Origin of the sequence: Endozoicomonas elysicola, assembly GCF_000710775.1 — a bacterium.
In the GTDB taxonomy this organism is placed as follows: domain Bacteria; phylum Pseudomonadota; class Gammaproteobacteria; order Pseudomonadales; family Endozoicomonadaceae; genus Endozoicomonas; species Endozoicomonas elysicola.
In genome coordinates this window covers 376,764-392,355 of the sequence record NZ_JOJP01000001.1, presented here as the reverse complement: position 1 = coordinate 392,355, position 15,592 = coordinate 376,764, and the positions used below count along the sequence as shown (strand labels likewise).

Sequence of the window (15,592 nt, the reverse complement as noted above, 5' to 3'; positions counted from 1 at the left end):
CCAATCCATGGGAAAAATAAAGCCCTGAAGCTTGTTTCAGATCATTGACATGATTTCGGAAAGGTGGCTTCCAACTTCAGAGAAGAAGGAAGCTGGTTTTACATTTTAGAAGAATCCAAGTCCTACCTGAAATAACTGTTCTACTTCTCGGATTTTCCGCTTATTGGTCAAGAAAAGGATAACGTGGTCACCGGACTCAATACGGGTAGAGTCGTGAGCAATGAGTACCTGATCATCACGAACAATAGCGCCAATCGTCGTACCTTGGGGTAACTCTACTTCCTGGATGGTTTTTCCCACAACTTTAGAGCTTTGCTCATCACCGTGAGCAATAGCTTCAATAGCTTCTGCTGCGCCTCTGCGAAGTGAGTGAACATTTACTATGTCTCCACGCCTTACATGCTTGAGCAGGCTACCAATTGTTGCCAGCTGAGGAGAGATAGCAATGTCGATTTCGCCACCCTGAACCAGGTCTACATAAGCTGGGTTATTAATCAGTGCCATGACTTTTCGAGCACCCAAACGCTTGGCCAGCATGGATGACATAACGTTAGCTTCATCGTCATTGGTCAAGGCGCAGAATATGTCTGTCTCTTCAATATTTTCACTGATCAATAATTCTTTGTCAGAGGCATTGCCGCAGAAAACCATCGCTTTGGTGAGCGTCTCTGACAGGAACTGGCATCGCTCCATATCATGTTCAATGATTTTGACCTTATATTGGTCTTCAACGGCCTGAGCCAGACGCAGTCCGATGTTGCCACCTCCGGCAATAATGATGCGTTTATAGTCATCGTCCAGCCGTTGGAGCTCACCCATGACTGCGCGGATATCTTCACGGGCGGCAATGAAAAAGACTTCATCATCCACTTCGATGACCGTCGTGCCTTTGGGCATGATGGCATTTCCCCGGCGGAAAATGGCGGCAACCCGGGTATCTACATCGGGCATATGTTCCCGGATATAACGAAGTTCGTGACCAACCAGAGGGCCGCCATAATAGGCTTTCATGGCAACCAGTTGTACCCGGCCATCAGCAAAATCAAGAACCTGAAGCGCTCCTGGACGTTCCAGAAGGCGCTTAACGTAGTTGGTAACCACTTGCTCGGGGCTGATCAGTACGTCCACAGGCATTGCCGCATTGGCAAACAAACTCTCATTCTTCAGGTAGGCAGCCTGGCGAATACGGGCGATTTTGGACGGTGTGTGAAACAGGGTGTAGGCAATCTGGCAGGCTACCATGTTGACTTCATCACTGTTAGTTACAGCAACCAGCATGTCGGCTTCATCAGCCCCAGCTTGTTTCAGAACCCCTGGAAAAGATGCCTTACCCTGGATGGTTCGGATATCAATCTTATCCTGCAACTCTCTGAGTCGTGAGGCATTGGTATCGACTACCGTAATGTCATTTTCCTCATTGGCGAGATTTTCTGCCAGTGTGCCACCGACCTGGCCAGCACCGAGAATGATGATTTTCATTGATTTTCCGTTTTTGTCATCAGGCTATAAAAGAAGCCGTCACCGATAGTGAGGTGGCCGCTGGCGCCTGGAAAGAGCTGTTTGCCAAACCCGGTATCATGACCCCATTGGCCTTCGATGGGTAGCAGCTTTGCATCAGGTGTTGCGCAAAGGAAATGTTCAATCTGTCGGTGGTTTTCCTGAGGCATGATTGAACACGTTGCATAAAGCAATGTGCCGCCGGGCTTTAATAAAGGCCAGATTGCCTGAAGTATTTTCTGTTGTAGCTGAGCCAGGGCTTCAATATCTTCTGCTTTTCTCAGCAGTTTGATATCCGGGTGCCGTCTAATTACACCCGTTGCAGAGCAGGGGGCATCCAGAAGAATGTGATTATAAGGTTTCCCCGGGAACCAGGTTTGTGGTTCCGTGGCATCACCACAGAGTACATTGGCGGTGAGACCCAGTCTTTGCAGGTTTTCACCGACTCTTTCCAGTCGTACGCTGTCTGTATCAAGGGCATCAACGGTAATTTCTTTGTTAAGTTCCAGTAGATGACAGGTCTTGCCGCCAGGAGCACAGCAGGCATCCAGAATATGATCGCCAGGTTTAGCTCGAATTAATGTGGCTGCCAGTTGTGCAGACTCATCTTGAACACTGGCCGCTCCATCACGAAACATGGGGAGTTTATCGACAGCGGTTGGCTTGTTAAGGGTGATAGCCTGTGGTGCAACTTGAGACTGTCGAGCCTGAATACACTCATCCAGCAGTTTTTTCAGATATCTGGATGGCTGGATTTTCTGTTCATTGACCCGAAGGGTCATCGGGGGCGGTTGATTATTGGCAGAGAGAATAGATTGATAATCTTCTGGCCAGGCTCTTTTGATGGCATTGATCAGCCATTTTGGGTGTGAAAAGCCACAAACAGGACTGCGCTCTTCCAGTTCGCTAAGTTCTTTAAATCGGCGCTGGGCATTTCTGAGAATGCCATTGACCAGCCCTCTGGCCCAAGCTTTGCCCATGGAGCGGGTTGCCTGAACCGTTTCTCCAATGGCTGCATGAGGAGGGATTCGGGTGTAGAACAGCTGGTAAAGTCCTACTAAAATCAGGTTATGAATATCCTGCTCTTTTTCTTTCAGGGGCTTTTCCGTAAGAAACTTAAGCCAGGCATCCAGTCGGTGATAGTAACGGAGTGTTCCATAGGAAAGCTCAGCCAATAAAGGCTGGTCTTTTTTGGACAGCTTTTCCTGTAAATTCGGCAGTACACTACTCAGTGATTCTCCCAGGGTTACCCGGGTGATCGCCCGTGCTGCTAACTGTCGAACAGAAGATTGTTTAGCCATATCAGGTAAAAAAGAGCCTAGCTGAATTGTTTTCCGGTGCTGAACATCGCTTTTTTGCTGTTCAACAGCTCCTGCACAGTCATTGCTCGGCTTCCTGCCAATTGCAGTCGTTTAATGCGAAGAGTGCCTTCACTGCAGGCAATATCCAGTCCATCTTTATCTGCGCTGATCAGGGTGCCGGGTTGTTCTCCAGTACTTTCTTTCAGTGCGATTGCTTCCCAGATCCGGATCTTAGTGTCATCCAATGAGGTAATGGCTACAGGCCATGGATTAAAGGCACGAATTTGCCGGTCCAGAGCTTGTGCAGGCCTCTGCCAGTCCAGTATGGCTTCCTCTTTGCTCATCTTATGAGCGTAACAAGCCTGACTATCGTCTTGCTTTTCTGGTTGTAGTTGATTGGAGGCTATGGCATCAAGCGCTTGAATAAGTGCAGGTTTACCCACTGTAATTAAGCGATCGTGCAGTTGTGACGCTGTATCATCGGGATGAATCGGGCAAAACGCCTTAAGCAGCATGTCGCCAGTATCCAGCCCTGCATCCATCTGCATAATAGTAACACCTGACTCGGTGTCTCCGGCTTCTATTGCTCGCTGGATGGGGGCTGCCCCTCGCCATCTTGGTAAAATAGAGCCATGAACATTAATACAGCCCAGCTCAGGTGTGTCCAGAACGACCTGTGGAAGAATCAGTCCATAAGCAACAACGACCATCAGGTCCGCATTAAGGGATGCGAGTTCCTTCTGGGCTTCTTCAGTGCGCAGTGATTTGGGCTGGTAAACAGGAATATTATGCTGGGCTGCCAGTGATTTGACCGGCGATGGCATCAGTTTTTGACCACGCCCTGCAGGACGGTCTGGCTGGGTATAAACGGCAATAACCTGATGCTGACTATCAAGCATGGCCTGAAGGTGAGCACTGGCAAACTCAGGCGTTCCGGCAAAGATAATTCGAAGGCTTTTCATAGGAGGCAATGTATCAGAAAGTTATCGATAACGGTGCATTTAATACACCGTTTACCGGAGTGGGGTTGTTTCAGATTCTAATGATAACCATTGTTTCAATAGAGTGTGGTAGGCTTGGTTTTGTTCAATTCTTTCTTTTACCAAGCTTTTTTTTGATACGATCCTGTTTCAGGCGGGAAAGGGTATCTATGAAAAGTTTGCCTTCCAGATGATCCAGCTCGTGCTGAACACAGACAGCAGCAAGCCCGTCATAATCCTGAGTGTACTCATTACCATCGCGATCTAAAGCGGTTAGTCGCACTTGAGCATAACGATCCAACAGCTCATAAAAGCCGGGTACTGACAGGCAGCCTTCCTGTAAATCTGATTTTTCATCCCCAATGGGCTCATAGCTGGGATTGATAAGCACTACTGGCTCATTACTTTCTTCCGAAAGATCCATAACCACAATGCGCTGGTGAATATTCACCTGTGTTGCAGCCAGACCGACGCCGCTAGCGTCATACATGGTTTCCAGCATGTCATCAACGATACGGCGAATCTCGTCATTGACCTCTGCTACCGGCTTGGCAACTGTACGAAGTCTGGGGTCAGGGTATTCAAGAATTTCCAGTAGAGCCATCAGTGATCTCAGGTTGACAGAATTAACGAAGAAAGTGGTTTAGTGACTTCTCAGTATATCTGCAATTTTAGCCTGTACCTAGCATCGTTGCTGAATAGAGCTTATTCAGCCTGCCACCAGGTATTGATTATCATCGGGTAGTCAGTTTCTGTTTGCGGACGCTTGATATTGCTTTGGTGGGCAACTCTGACTTTCCCGAAGTACCACAATGGGATGCCGTAGTGGTTCCAGAGCAGAACTCTATCCAAGCAATGAATAATAGACTGTAGTTCCTGTTGGGTCTTTGCATTGGTAATCTTCTCTAAAAGAGCATCAACCACCGGGTTTTTTATTCCAGCCAGGTTTTGAGTGTCGGGTATATCCGCATTACTGGAATGAAAATATCGGAAAAGCTCACTGCCAAGAGAGAGTCCTAGTGGATAGGCATTGCCAATAGTGTCAAAGTCCAGTTTTCTGACCCGCTGGAAATAGTTGCTGCTATCAACGACACGATATTTCATATCAATGCCAATAGTGGCCAGATTCTTTTTGTAAGGCAGGATGACCTTGTCCACCATGTGACTGTATGTGATTAACTCAAACGTAAGGGGCTCCTGCTTGTTGTTTACTAGTTTATTTCCCTTCATCTGCCATCCTGCCTCTTTAAGTAATTCGAGCGCTTTTTTTTGTTGCCTCCTGATAGAGCCATCACCTGTGGTTTTTGGGGGGGAAAATGATTGTGTAAAGAGTCTTTCGGGCAATTGCGAATGATAGGCTTGCAACAGGTTCAGTTCTTCGGGAGAAGGCTCGCCTGAAGCAGCGTATATTGAATTTGGAAAATAGCTGTTAGCCCTGATATATGAGCCTTCAAAAAGGGTTCGGTTACTCCACTCAAAATCAAGCAAATACCCCAAAGCCTCTCTCACCCGAATATCCTCAAAGGGGCCACGGCGGGTGTTAAACACGATCATAGGGCTACCAATAATCATTTTTGTCGGGATTTCTACTTTTTTGATTTTTCCCGAAGAGATACCGGGGAAGTTATAAGCTTTGGCCCAGTTTTTAGAGATAGGTTCAAAGTAGATGGTCAGAACGCCCGCTTTAAAGGCTTCAAAGGCAATGGTTATATCCTGGTAGAAATAGACGGTAACCTGATCGAAATTATATTTTCCCCTATTTATTGATAGTTCTTTACCCCAGTAGTCATCAACCCTGGTAAAGGTAACCGATGAGCCCGGTTCGACGTGAGTTATCTTATAAGGCCCGCTTCCTAGAGGTGGTGTAAGCTTTGACTTTTCATTGTGCTGATTATTCCAGTAGTGAGCGGGTAAGACGGGTAACTCTGCGGCACAAAAGAGCTGGTCTCTATTTCCGGATTCGCTGAAGTGAAAGCGGATTTTGTGTTTGTCGAGCACTTCTACCCGATCAACGGGTTTAAGCTGAACCTGATACCTGATGGGGCCCTTTTTTTTTAGGTGGTTAAAGGAGAACTCGACATCATCTGCTGTTATTGGTTTTCCATCATGAAACCGAGCTTCAGGGCGCAGGTTAAAGATAATCCACTGATTATCATCTGGGTACTCTACGGACTCGGCAATCAATCCATAAGCCGATTTCGACTCATCACCTGAAGGGCTATAAGCGCCAGTCCCCATCATCAGGGGTTCATTTAACCCCAGAAACCCCAGCGTAAAAAAATTAAGTGGGGGAATCTGAGAAATATGAGTGCCTGATTGCGTGTAAGGGTTGAGTGTATCGAAAATGCCTATCGCGGCAATTTTGATTTTCCCACCCTTGGGTGCATCAGGGTTTACATAGTCGAAGTGTTGGAAGTCCTCTGGGTATTTAAGGTCATTAAATCGTGATAGACCATGAGACTTATGAATAAGAGGGGCTTTTTTATCAGCTTTTACACCGTGGAAGCTGATAAAAGCTGTAATAATGACAGACAATAATGTCAGGATTTTCAGTTTCAAAATAGCTCCTTGATCCACCAGGTGAAAACTCTGGTGATGGGGCTAAATAGTAGCCATGATCCACAGAGCTGACGGTCTATGAAGTGAGCGAATATGTGACCTGATCTTGAGAATTGGTTAGTAAAGCCGAGAACTAAAAGAGAGCCGATTGCTCAAAACCGGAGGCGGTTGGTACACTGTTCTGATAGAGGCATTTACAATGGAAATGCGGTTACTCTTCTTAAACTGGTTTGAAGAGACGTAAAAATTACATTTCCTCAGAAATTTTTACCGGCTCAAGGCTTTACACTAAAAACTATTCAAGGGATCGGGACGATAATGAGACGCTTTGCTCTGGCAGGAATCCTGCTCTGTATGTCCACACTGGGCCTGGCATACGATAGCCCGATAAAGTCGGATTCCCCCAGCAGATATACTGTCGAGAAAGGCGATACCTTATGGGATATATCCACTACGTTTCTGGACAGCCCATGGTTGTGGCCGGAAATATGGCATGCCAACCCGCAGATTAAAAACCCTCACCTGATTTATCCTGGAGATATCGTTAGTCTGGTGTATATCAATGGTCAACCAAGGCTGACGATCTCCAGTCGTGGTGATACCGGACGAACCATTAAACTGAGTCCAAAAATTCGGGTGATGCCCGGTGAGTCGGCGATTCCCGCTATACCATTGAGTGCAGTACACAGTTATTTGAAAGGTGGACATGTTTTCTCAAGTGAAGAGCAGTTAAATAACGCGCCTTATGTTTTTGCGGCCAAAGATGGGAAGCTGGCTTCAGCAACTGGTGATAAAGTCTATGCTCGAGGAAATTTTACCGGTCAGAATATCCGGTTTGATATTGTTCGCCGTGGTGAGCAGATTGTCGATCCGGAAACTGATGAGCTGCTTGGACTTATTGGTATTGACGTTGGGGCTATCAATTTGAGCCGGGTCAGGGAGGATGTTGCCTCTATGATCATCCAGGAAAGTAAAATGGAGTTAAAGCCGGGAGACCGACTGGTTAAGCAGGACGCCAGTGGTCTGGTAACGACATTCTTTCCAAGAGCACCGGATGCGCCTCTGGAAGGTATTGTTACGGCGAATCTGAACAACGCTAAAAAGATTTCCAAGTTTGATACTGTGGTCATTAACAAGGGAGAGAGAGAGAGCCTTCGACAAGGTGATGTTTTGGCTGTGTACCGACAGGCAGAGAAAGCGTTTGATCCTTTTACCAATGAAGAGGTTTCTCTGCCATCTGAAAGGGTTGGTCTGGTGATGGTTTATCGACCTTTTGAAAAAATGAGCTATGGTATTGTGCTATCAGCAAAAGAGGATATTGAAGTTGGCTATATCCTCAAAAGCCCACAGCCATAAATGATCACCTAATCGAAATATCAATTTATTACCCGGATGTTTACAGGGTGCTTCATTGGATGTGTGGCTTATTTAGGCAGACGCTGACAATAACCAGAATAAGCCACATAACTCCGGAATGAGAATTCAATGATATACACTGATACAAGCCAGAAGGATTGGCTGCAACTGGTTCCCTGGCTGACACTTTCTCTGATTCCTGGTTTGGGTCCTATCAAGTCTGGTCAACTTATAGAAAGGTTTAATCACCCTGGCCAACTCTTCGCTTCTTCTCTGGATGAACTGAAAACAATCATTCCAGCTAATTTAGCTCGCTTATTGGTCAATGCATCTCGTGATCCTGTTATACAAAAACAGCTGAATCTGACCCAGGCCTGGCTTCAATCCAGCGAGGCTCACACAGTTTTAACGCCAGACTCACCGCTTTACCCAAAAGCACTTAAGGAACTTCCCGATTCACCGGTTGTGCTCTATGTCGTTGGAAATAAACGTCTGATCAATGAACCTCAATTGGGGGTTGTTGGTAGTCGTAGGCCAACCCCGAATGGGCGCAGGGTTGCTCAGGAGTTCAGTGAGCACTTGTCCAGAAGTGGTCTGGTTATTACCAGCGGTATGGCTCTTGGGATTGATGCTGCAGCACACCAGGGTGCCCTTGGGTGTTACGGTGGAACCGTTGCTGTTTTAGGTACTGGCGTCGATCAGATTTACCCAGCCCGACATAAAGACCTTTATCAGCTTATTTCCAGTCATGGAGCATTGGTCAGCGAGTTTCCTTTGGGAACCAAACCGTTTGCGGGTAACTTCCCTCGCAGGAATCGTATTTTATCGGGGCTGTCACTGGGGGTAATGGTGGTCGAAGCAGCCCTTGAAAGTGGCTCGTTGATCTCCGCGAGACTGGCTGCAGAGCAGGGGCGTGAGGTCTTTGCCATACCTGGCTCGGTGCTGAATCCATTGAGTCGAGGGTGTCATAAGCTCATTCGTGAAGGAGCCGTGCTGGTTGAAAGTCCCGATGATGTATTGATTGAGCTGGCACCACAGCTGCATGGCGTTATGAATGAGTTTTCACCTTCCACCTCCTCTCGAAAAGAAACCGACCCGCTGCGACTGAAAGTCATCGAGGTTATGGGTTTTGATGTAGTCAGTGCTGACCAGATAAGTGCATTATCTGGTGTTCCTTATGCTGAGTTATCAGTCGTTCTTACTGAAATGGAGCTTGATGGCGTCATTGAGTCAACACCGGGTGGCTTTATCCGCCTGGGTTAGCCATTTCTTAAAACAAGGTCTTTTTCGTCTAACTGTTGCTTCTGAACTTCTCTTGCTAGACTAGCGAGCCTTACCGATCATGTTTCGGAGAATACTGATGGTTAGGCCATTTGTTGCGATTTTGATAGGGTCAGATTTAGACCTTCCCAGGATCCAGCTCGCAGTTGATGTATTGAAGAAACTCGATGTGCCTGTAGAAGTTAAAGTCCACTCGGCTCATCACACACCTGAGGCAATCAGGAACTACGTAAAAGATGCTGACCAGCGTGGTGCTGCTGCTTTTATCGCCTGCGCAGGAATGGCTGCTCACTTAGCCGGTGTTGTTTCTTCCCTTACTATCAAGCCGGTTATTGGTGTTCCCATTGATACGGGGCCTTTGGATGGTCTGGATGCATTGTTGTCAACGGTTCAAATGCCGGGGGGCATTCCCGTTGCAACGGTAGCTCTGGGGGAGGATGGTGCTACAAATGCCGGATACCTCGCGGCCCAGATTATTGCCCTGAATGACAAAGATCTGGCAAATCGCCTGCGTATGGATCGTCAGGCTAGTGCAGAAGCGGTTCTCGCAAAAGATGCCGTTCTCCAACAGCAGTTAAACCATTGAGGTTTATCCTTAAGAGAAATTTTTGAATGATGGATGTTAGTCAAGCTGCCAAGGCAATCAGAAATGGAGGCGTTATTGCCTATCCTACCGAAGCTGTCTGGGGACTGGGGTGTGACCCATGGAATCGGCAGGCGGTGTATCGGATTCTTGAAATCAAGCAGCGGCCCGTTGAGAAGGGCGTGATATTGATAGGATCTTCAGAAAAGCAGTTTACACCACTGCTTGCCCCTCTTTCTCCAGAGGAAAGGGCCCAGCTGAAGTCCACATGGCCTGGTCCTTATACCTGGCTTATCCCCGATCCTGAAGGCTGGGCGCCGGAATGGGTCAGAGGGCAGTTTGATACGGTTGCCGTGCGTATCAGTGCCCACCCCCGGGTGAAAGCACTGTGTGAAGCAACAGGGCACCCGATTGTTTCTACCTCTGCAAACCTTGCAGGCAAAGATCCTTTGCTAACTTTCTCTGGGGTTGAGGAAGAGTTTGGCGCTCTTCTCGATGGTATTGTTTCTGGCGATACTGGAGAGCAGAAAACGCCTACAACAATTCAAGACCTGCGATCTGGTGAACTTGTACGGGCAGGCTAATATTGCTCAAATTTAATGGATAAAAGGCTTGTTCCAAGATGTCAGAACCGTCTGTAGATCTCGTAAAACAATACCTCATGGGTTTGCAGAATCGCATATGTACGGCGATTGAAGCAGAAGAAACGGAGGGTTCCTTCAGGGAAGACCAGTGGGATTACCACGGTGGTGGTGGCGGTAAGGCTAGAGTTCTCGAAGGCGGCAAGATTTTTGAAAAAGCAGGAGTGAATTTTTCTCATGTAAAAGGGGATCAGCTACCTGCCAGTGCCACGGCGCATCGGCCACAAATGGCCGGTCGGAGTTTTCAGGCCATGGGCGTTTCCCTGGTGATTCATCCGGACAATCCATTTGTGCCAACGTCTCATGCCAATGTTCGAATGCTGATTGCTCATAAAGAAGGAGAAGATCCGATCTGGTGGTTTGGCGGTGGCTATGACCTGACTCCCTACTATGGCTTTGAAGAAGACTGCAAACACTGGCATCAGACAGCCAAAAAAGCCTGTGAGCCGTTTGGTGACGAGGTCTACCCCCGTTATAAGAAATGGTGTGATGACTACTTCTTTCTTAAACATCGCAATGAACCAAGGGGGGTCGGCGGACTGTTCTACGATGACCTGAATGAGTGGCCATTTGAACGCTGCTTTGAGTTTATGCAGTCGGTTGGCAACAGTTATATTGATGCCTACCTGCCCATTGTTCAGCGTCGTAAAGAGATTTCTTACTCGGAGCAGAACAAGCGCTTTCAGGAATACCGCCGTGGCCGTTATGTGGAATTCAACCTGGTATATGACCGTGGAACATTATTCGGATTGCAGTCCGGTGGTCGTACAGAGTCTATTCTTATGTCTCTGCCTCCTCATGTTCGTTGGGATTACAACTGGAATCCAGAGCAGGGCACTGAAGAAGCTCGCTTATATGAAGAATTTCTAAAACCAAAAGACTGGGTATAAAGAGAGGATTAGATCATGGCCGGACCAGTAGACAGTTACGCTGTAATGGGGAATCCCATTGCCCACAGTAAATCTCCCGCAATACACACACTGTTTGCCGATCAGACCGGTCAGAGCCTGCGCTACACAGCCAACCTTGTAGAAACTGATGGTTTTGAGAAAGCAGTAAAAGACTTTTTCGAAAATGGTGATCTTGGCTTGAGTATCACTGTACCTTTTAAGGAAGAGGCATGGCAGCTGGCTAAAAAAAGAACATCGCGAGCGGAGAAAGCGGGTGCAGTGAACACACTCTGGCAGGATGATCAGGGCCAGCTTCACGGTGATAATACTGATGGCCTTGGTCTGGTTGCCGATCTTAAAGAAAATAATGGCGTGAATATTAACGGTGCCAGAATACTGGTTCTTGGAGCTGGTGGTGCGGTAAGAGGTGTACTTGAACCATTACTTTCAGAGCAGCCAGCTGAACTGGTGATTGCGAACCGAACATTAAGCAAAGCTGAAGTTTTGGTTGGGCTCTTTCCCGGGGAGGCTGTTTCCTCCAGCAGTTTTGAAGGTATAGAAGGTCGCTTTGACCTGATCATTAATGGCACTGCTGCCAGTCTGCAGGGGGAAATGCCTCCGGTTCCAGAGTACATCGTTGATAATAGTACCTGCTGCTATGACATGATGTATGGTGCTGAAGAAACAGTATTTAACCGTTGGTGTCGTGAGCGTGGTGCAAAGAAGACTATTGATGGGCTGGGTATGCTGGTTGAGCAGGCTGCTGAACAGTTTTCTATCTGGCGTGGTGTTCGCCCGGATACTCGCAAGGTTCTTGATCTGCTACGTAACGAAATAGCCTGACAGACTCTATACTCTATTATGGAAATTCCGCCATTCCGAAAGTTGCAGCCTTTTAAATAGTTTGGGTACATGCGGAATTTCAGCTCAAGGCTGTCTATCACGGAATGATGCTCAGATATCGGAAATGTTATGGATAAGGCAATGCCCGCCACTGTAATTACTGAAGATCTCTTGCCGGGAGATTTGCTTTTTCAGCTTCGTGCGGGAGGAGAGGCTGAATGGGTTATCAGCCGATTATTTGCGGGCCGAGACGGTATAGCTATTAACCATGTGGCTCTCTACGACGGTGATGGCATGGTAATTGAGGCAGTGATGCCTCAGGTTAAAAAGACACCGCTGGATGATTTTTTGAACTGCTCTGTGTTGGACAACCATGGTAGACCATGTGTTCTGGTCTGCCGACTTGAAGCTGATTATTCCATTCTGGTGTCTGCTGCTTTGGAGTTTGCAGAGCAGCAGTTAGCGGTACCCTATGACCCGCACTACAGCCAATCTCAAGATGGCCACCAAAAGAGCTGGTATTGCAGCGAATTGATTGTTCATGCTTTCCGCAGTGCCAATGAAGGCTGTTTCCTGTTTGAAGAGACCCCCATGAGCTTTCGCGATATGGATACCGGAGAGTTAATGCCATTCTGGATTGATCATTACAAAGCGGTTGGTCAGGATATTCCGGAAGGGCTCCCTGGTTCGCATCCGGCGCTTCTCTCCTGCTCTGATAAGCTGGTCTCCATCAATATTTTTGGATCCCTCCCAGCTAAAAATGGTCAGGACTTATGCAGCCTTGAGCCAGGATCAACACTCGTTTAGAGCAGTTTTTCGATCAGGCCCGATTGCATCAGCTTGACCAATGCGTTTTCACTTTCTTGCCAGATAGAATGGAGAGTCTGTTTCTCGTTCATAACAGGGCATTCATAAGTTAAGACAGGTATACCCAGTTTTTCACTGGCATAGCTGCCCAGAGAGCCAGGAGTCGGGTGACCTTCAATATCATCTCTGACAATTGGATAAGCATTCTCCTGATGAAGCAGTTGCAGGATTTCTTCACAAGAGCCGTTGCTGTTAAGCATGGGTTTCCAGGAGTGAAAAGAGAGAATAAAACCAGGTGGATATTGCTCAAATAAAGAGATAAGAAACTGATTCTCGGGCTCGCTGGCAGGATGCTGTCCTGGAGAGTACTTTTCATCACGCTGCTGTCTAGTCCAGTTAGAAGCAGGAAGATTACGGTTAAGGTCAACACCATTACTGTTCACCCGCGTCCCATCAGCAAAGCCATCTGGGTTGAGGGCAGGAATTATAACCATCGGAAAGCTTATCTTATGGTCTTTGAACCAATGCATTAGCTGCTCAAGAACATAGACACTCTCAGGCTCATCTCCATGAGTACCTGCTATCAGATAACAGAACCGGTTATCGCTGGGCTGTCGGCTCACTAGTGCATTAATGGGTCTCTTACAAACACTGAATCCATTCTTTGAAAAGTTGTAATTCGTCATTTTGTTAATACTGTAGTGATCTATAACGCAGGTAAATGCTGCATTTGAAAAGGGAAATAGTACTTACTTTATATATCGCAGGTTTTGATCAATGATTGCGTCGATTTTATTAAAGTTATGAAATAGACTGATTGGTTATCTATAAATACTTGCCATCAGTAATGCAGTCCAAACGTGTTTGGCTTGCTTAGCGTAACCGCAGCAGGGCTCAATAAGGTCCATCAGGCTGCTGGCTGAAGGAATCAATGAACGTTTCTCAATCATCATTAATAGACAATCCTCTGGCGAAAACATTGCGGAATGATATTTGTCAGGGTGCAAAATCGTTGAGTCTTGATTTATCAGAGACACAGGCCGACTTATTGACCCGCTATGTTCTGTTGCTGGATAAGTGGAATAAGGCCTACAACCTGACTGCTATCCGAAACCCCAGAGAGATGGTCTTCCGGCATATCATTGATAGCCTGAGTATTGTTCCACATATTTCAGGTGGTACGATTCTGGATGTTGGCTCAGGCCCGGGGTTGCCCGGCATTGTTCTGGCAATTATCTATCCAGACAAAAAATTCACGACATTGGACAGTAATGGCAAAAAGACCCGGTTCATGCTTCAGGCAAAGTTGGATCTTCAACTGGATAACCTTGAAGTTGCAAATGCTCGAGTAGAAAGCTTTGAAATCCGTGAACCTTTTGATGCTATTACCTCACGGGCATTTAGCTCATTAGTTAACATGGTTGATGGTACAAAACACTTATTATCACCTTCAGGTGTTTATCTGGCCATGAAAGGGCTATATCCTGAAGAAGAACTGAAGGAACTGATGGATCGTCACGAGATTGAGCTAGTCGGCTGTGAGCCCCTGAATGTACCGGGCACAGAAGGCGATCGACATCTGGTCATTTTGCGTAACAGGCATTGAATGGTATTAAACGGCTGTGGCTAAAATTCTAGCGGTAACCAATCAGAAAGGCGGAGTTGGCAAAACGACGTCCTGCGTTAACCTTTCGGCTTCTCTGGCAGCCAGTAAGCAACGGGTGTTGCTGATCGATGTCGATCCTCAGGGTAACGCCACTATGGGAAGTGGTATTGACAAGCATGATCAGCAATGGTCCGTGTACCATGTACTGACCGGTCGTTGTGATATCAGCCAGGCTATCATGCCCTCTCTTGATGGTGGCTATGATGTTCTGGGAGCCAATGCGGATCTGACGGCAGCTGAAGTTGAGCTGATGTCTATGGATCACAAAGAGTCACGACTCAAGGATGCCCTGGCCAAAGTAGAAGATCAGTATGACTTCATCATGATTGACTGTCCGCCATCCCTTAACATGTTGACCATCAACGCCATGGTTGCTGCCCGCGGGGTCATTATCCCTATGCAGTGTGAGTATTATGCGCTGGAAGGTTTGACAGCCCTGATGGAAACCATTTCAGGTCTCAGGGAAACCATTAATCCCGATTTGCATATTGAAGGTCTGCTACGGACCATGTATGACCCAAGGATGACGCTGACCACTGAAGTATCGAGACAGCTCATCAACCATTTTGGTGATCAGGTTTATCGAACCGTCATTCCCCGAAATATTCGACTCGCTGAAGCACCTAGCCATGGTAAGCCGGTGTTGGCCTATGACAGAAACTCCCGTGGAGCGGTGGCATATCTGGCTCTGGCTGGAGAGCTGGTTCGCAAGCATGATATCAAGGGCCTTCACAGCAAGTCTGAAAGGAAAACAGGAACTCAATAACAGATGGCGAAACAACGTCTCGGTACTAATTTGAATGCACTGCTGGGCAGTGCCAGATTACCAAACTCTCTATCTAATGACTTGGCAGGGCCTTCCCTGGTCAAAGAGTCTATGGATGGGGTGATGAAAGAACTGCCTGTTGAATTTCTGGTTCGTGGCAAGTATCAGCCTCGCCGAGACATGCACTCTGATGCCCTGGAAGAGTTGGCGGAAAGTATTAAAGAGCAGGGCATCATGCAGCCGATAGTTGTTCGTCCGCTCGGGCAGAACCGCTATGAGATCATTGCCGGTGAACGACGTTGGCGTGCAGCTCAATTGGCTGGCCTTTCTGAAGTTCCAGCGTTGATTCGTGATGTTGCAGATGAAGCTGCCATCGCCATGGCTTTGATTGAAAACATCCAGCGTGAGGACCTGAATCCTAT

Annotated in this window: 16 protein-coding genes (1 of these 16 running past the window's edge); 10 read left to right on the top strand and 6 right to left on the bottom strand. The window is 47.3% G+C overall.

The genetic code is table 11. The features are described 5' to 3' along the window. Nucleotides 1-105: 105 nt before the first annotated feature. From trkA to GV64_RS01695, 5 genes are all read right to left on the bottom strand, one after another. Nucleotides 106-1,479 carry a Trk system potassium transporter TrkA gene (trkA, locus tag GV64_RS01715; protein WP_020582231.1) on the bottom strand — a complete coding sequence of 458 codons (1,374 nt, stop codon included), beginning with the start codon at nucleotides 1,477-1,479 and terminating at the stop codon, nucleotides 106-108. Next, nucleotides 1,476-2,798 (bottom strand): 16S rRNA (cytosine(967)-C(5))-methyltransferase RsmB, encoded by a 1,323-nt coding sequence (gene rsmB, locus GV64_RS01710; RefSeq protein WP_020582232.1) that lies wholly within the window; start codon nucleotides 2,796-2,798, stop codon nucleotides 1,476-1,478. Before rsmB ends, trkA begins: the two co-directional genes overlap by 4 nt. Before the next feature lie 17 nt (nucleotides 2,799-2,815). After that, complete coding sequence (fmt, locus tag GV64_RS01705; protein WP_020582233.1) at nucleotides 2,816-3,760, bottom strand: methionyl-tRNA formyltransferase; 945 nt, start codon at nucleotides 3,758-3,760, stop codon at nucleotides 2,816-2,818. Between the two features lie 124 nt (nucleotides 3,761-3,884). Further along, nucleotides 3,885-4,382, bottom strand: coding sequence for a peptide deformylase (gene def / locus GV64_RS01700; RefSeq protein WP_020582234.1), 498 nt, complete (start codon nucleotides 4,380-4,382; stop codon nucleotides 3,885-3,887). 101 nt (nucleotides 4,383-4,483) lie between these two features. Continuing rightward, a complete protein-coding gene (locus GV64_RS01695; RefSeq protein WP_236632911.1) occupies nucleotides 4,484-6,337 on the bottom strand; it encodes an extracellular solute-binding protein in 1,854 nt (617 codons plus the stop codon). Nucleotides 6,338-6,655: 318 nt separating this feature from the next. On the opposite strand from GV64_RS01695, the gene GV64_RS01690 reads away from it, so the two are divergent. From GV64_RS01690 to GV64_RS23520, 7 genes are all read left to right on the top strand, one after another. After that, nucleotides 6,656-7,693: a LysM peptidoglycan-binding domain-containing protein gene (locus tag GV64_RS01690; protein WP_020582236.1), complete on the top strand. Its 1,038-nt coding sequence runs from the start codon at nucleotides 6,656-6,658 to the stop codon at nucleotides 7,691-7,693. A gap of 129 nt (nucleotides 7,694-7,822) precedes the next feature. Next, the gene (gene dprA / locus GV64_RS01685; RefSeq protein ID WP_020582237.1) at nucleotides 7,823-8,956 is read left to right on the top strand and encodes a DNA-processing protein DprA; all 1,134 of its coding nucleotides are present in this window, start codon (nucleotides 7,823-7,825) and stop codon (nucleotides 8,954-8,956) included. A 79-nt stretch (nucleotides 8,957-9,035) separates the two neighbouring features. After that, on the top strand, nucleotides 9,036-9,560 hold the full coding sequence (purE, locus tag GV64_RS01680) for a 5-(carboxyamino)imidazole ribonucleotide mutase (protein WP_020582238.1): 525 nt from the start codon (nucleotides 9,036-9,038) through the stop codon (nucleotides 9,558-9,560). Nucleotides 9,561-9,586: 26 nt separating this feature from the next. Next, nucleotides 9,587-10,141, top strand: coding sequence for an L-threonylcarbamoyladenylate synthase (locus GV64_RS01675; protein WP_020582239.1), 555 nt, complete (start codon nucleotides 9,587-9,589; stop codon nucleotides 10,139-10,141). 38 nt (nucleotides 10,142-10,179) lie between these two features. Further along, nucleotides 10,180-11,088, top strand: coding sequence for an oxygen-dependent coproporphyrinogen oxidase (hemF, locus tag GV64_RS01670; protein WP_020582240.1), 909 nt, complete (start codon nucleotides 10,180-10,182; stop codon nucleotides 11,086-11,088). Between the two features lie 15 nt (nucleotides 11,089-11,103). Then, nucleotides 11,104-11,931, top strand: coding sequence for a shikimate dehydrogenase (aroE, locus tag GV64_RS01665; RefSeq protein WP_020582241.1), 828 nt, complete (start codon nucleotides 11,104-11,106; stop codon nucleotides 11,929-11,931). Nucleotides 11,932-12,072: 141 nt separating this feature from the next. Then, a complete protein-coding gene (locus GV64_RS23520) occupies nucleotides 12,073-12,738 on the top strand; it encodes a YiiX/YebB-like N1pC/P60 family cysteine hydrolase (protein ID WP_020582242.1) in 666 nt (221 codons plus the stop codon). On the opposite strand, the gene GV64_RS01655 is transcribed toward GV64_RS23520, so the two are convergent. Next, the gene (locus GV64_RS01655) at nucleotides 12,735-13,424 is read right to left on the bottom strand and encodes a DUF2817 domain-containing protein (RefSeq protein ID WP_081622096.1); all 690 of its coding nucleotides are present in this window, start codon (nucleotides 13,422-13,424) and stop codon (nucleotides 12,735-12,737) included. The two genes, GV64_RS23520 and GV64_RS01655, sit on opposite strands and share 4 nt — an antisense overlap. A 245-nt stretch (nucleotides 13,425-13,669) precedes the next feature. On the opposite strand from GV64_RS01655, the gene rsmG reads away from it, so the two are divergent. The 3 genes in view from rsmG to GV64_RS01640 are tightly spaced (at most 16 nt apart) and all read left to right on the top strand, a layout consistent with a single transcriptional unit that may run on beyond the window. After that, on the top strand, nucleotides 13,670-14,344 hold the full coding sequence (gene rsmG / locus GV64_RS01650; protein ID WP_201772457.1) for a 16S rRNA (guanine(527)-N(7))-methyltransferase RsmG: 675 nt from the start codon (nucleotides 13,670-13,672) through the stop codon (nucleotides 14,342-14,344). Nucleotides 14,345-14,360: 16 nt separating this feature from the next. Next, the gene (locus tag GV64_RS01645; protein WP_020582246.1) at nucleotides 14,361-15,170 is read left to right on the top strand and encodes a ParA family protein; all 810 of its coding nucleotides are present in this window, start codon (nucleotides 14,361-14,363) and stop codon (nucleotides 15,168-15,170) included. A 3-nt stretch (nucleotides 15,171-15,173) separates the two neighbouring features. Continuing rightward, a protein-coding gene (locus GV64_RS01640) for a ParB/RepB/Spo0J family partition protein (RefSeq protein WP_020582247.1) crosses the window boundary here: on the top strand, nucleotides 15,174-15,592 show its 5' portion. 472 nt of this gene lie beyond the right edge of the window; 419 of the gene's 891 nt are visible here — the first part of the coding sequence; the start codon lies at nucleotides 15,174-15,176; the stop codon falls past the right edge of the window.

Bases quoted from the DNA above. Each gene is read 5' to 3' on its own strand.
- trkA (WP_020582231.1), bottom strand. From the start codon at position 1,479: ATGAAAATCATCATTCTCGGTGCTGGCCAGGTCGGTGGCACACTGGCA.
- rsmB (WP_020582232.1), bottom strand. From the start codon at position 2,798: ATGGCTAAACAATCTTCTGTTCGACAGTTAGCAGCACGGGCGATCACC.
- fmt (WP_020582233.1), bottom strand. From the start codon at position 3,760: ATGAAAAGCCTTCGAATTATCTTTGCCGGAACGCCTGAGTTTGCCAGT.
- def (WP_020582234.1), bottom strand. From the start codon at position 4,382: ATGGCTCTACTGGAAATTCTTGAATACCCTGACCCCAGACTTCGTACA.
- GV64_RS01690 (WP_020582236.1), top strand. From the start codon at position 6,656: ATGAGACGCTTTGCTCTGGCAGGAATCCTGCTCTGTATGTCCACACTG.
- dprA (WP_020582237.1), top strand. From the start codon at position 7,823: ATGATATACACTGATACAAGCCAGAAGGATTGGCTGCAACTGGTTCCC.
- purE (WP_020582238.1), top strand. From the start codon at position 9,036: ATGTTTCGGAGAATACTGATGGTTAGGCCATTTGTTGCGATTTTGATA.
- GV64_RS01675 (WP_020582239.1), top strand. From the start codon at position 9,587: ATGATGGATGTTAGTCAAGCTGCCAAGGCAATCAGAAATGGAGGCGTT.
- hemF (WP_020582240.1), top strand. From the start codon at position 10,180: ATGTCAGAACCGTCTGTAGATCTCGTAAAACAATACCTCATGGGTTTG.
- aroE (WP_020582241.1), top strand. From the start codon at position 11,104: ATGGCCGGACCAGTAGACAGTTACGCTGTAATGGGGAATCCCATTGCC.
- GV64_RS23520 (WP_020582242.1), top strand. From the start codon at position 12,073: ATGCCCGCCACTGTAATTACTGAAGATCTCTTGCCGGGAGATTTGCTT.
- GV64_RS01655 (WP_081622096.1), bottom strand. From the start codon at position 13,424: ATGACGAATTACAACTTTTCAAAGAATGGATTCAGTGTTTGTAAGAGA.
- rsmG (WP_201772457.1), top strand. From the start codon at position 13,670: ATGAACGTTTCTCAATCATCATTAATAGACAATCCTCTGGCGAAAACA.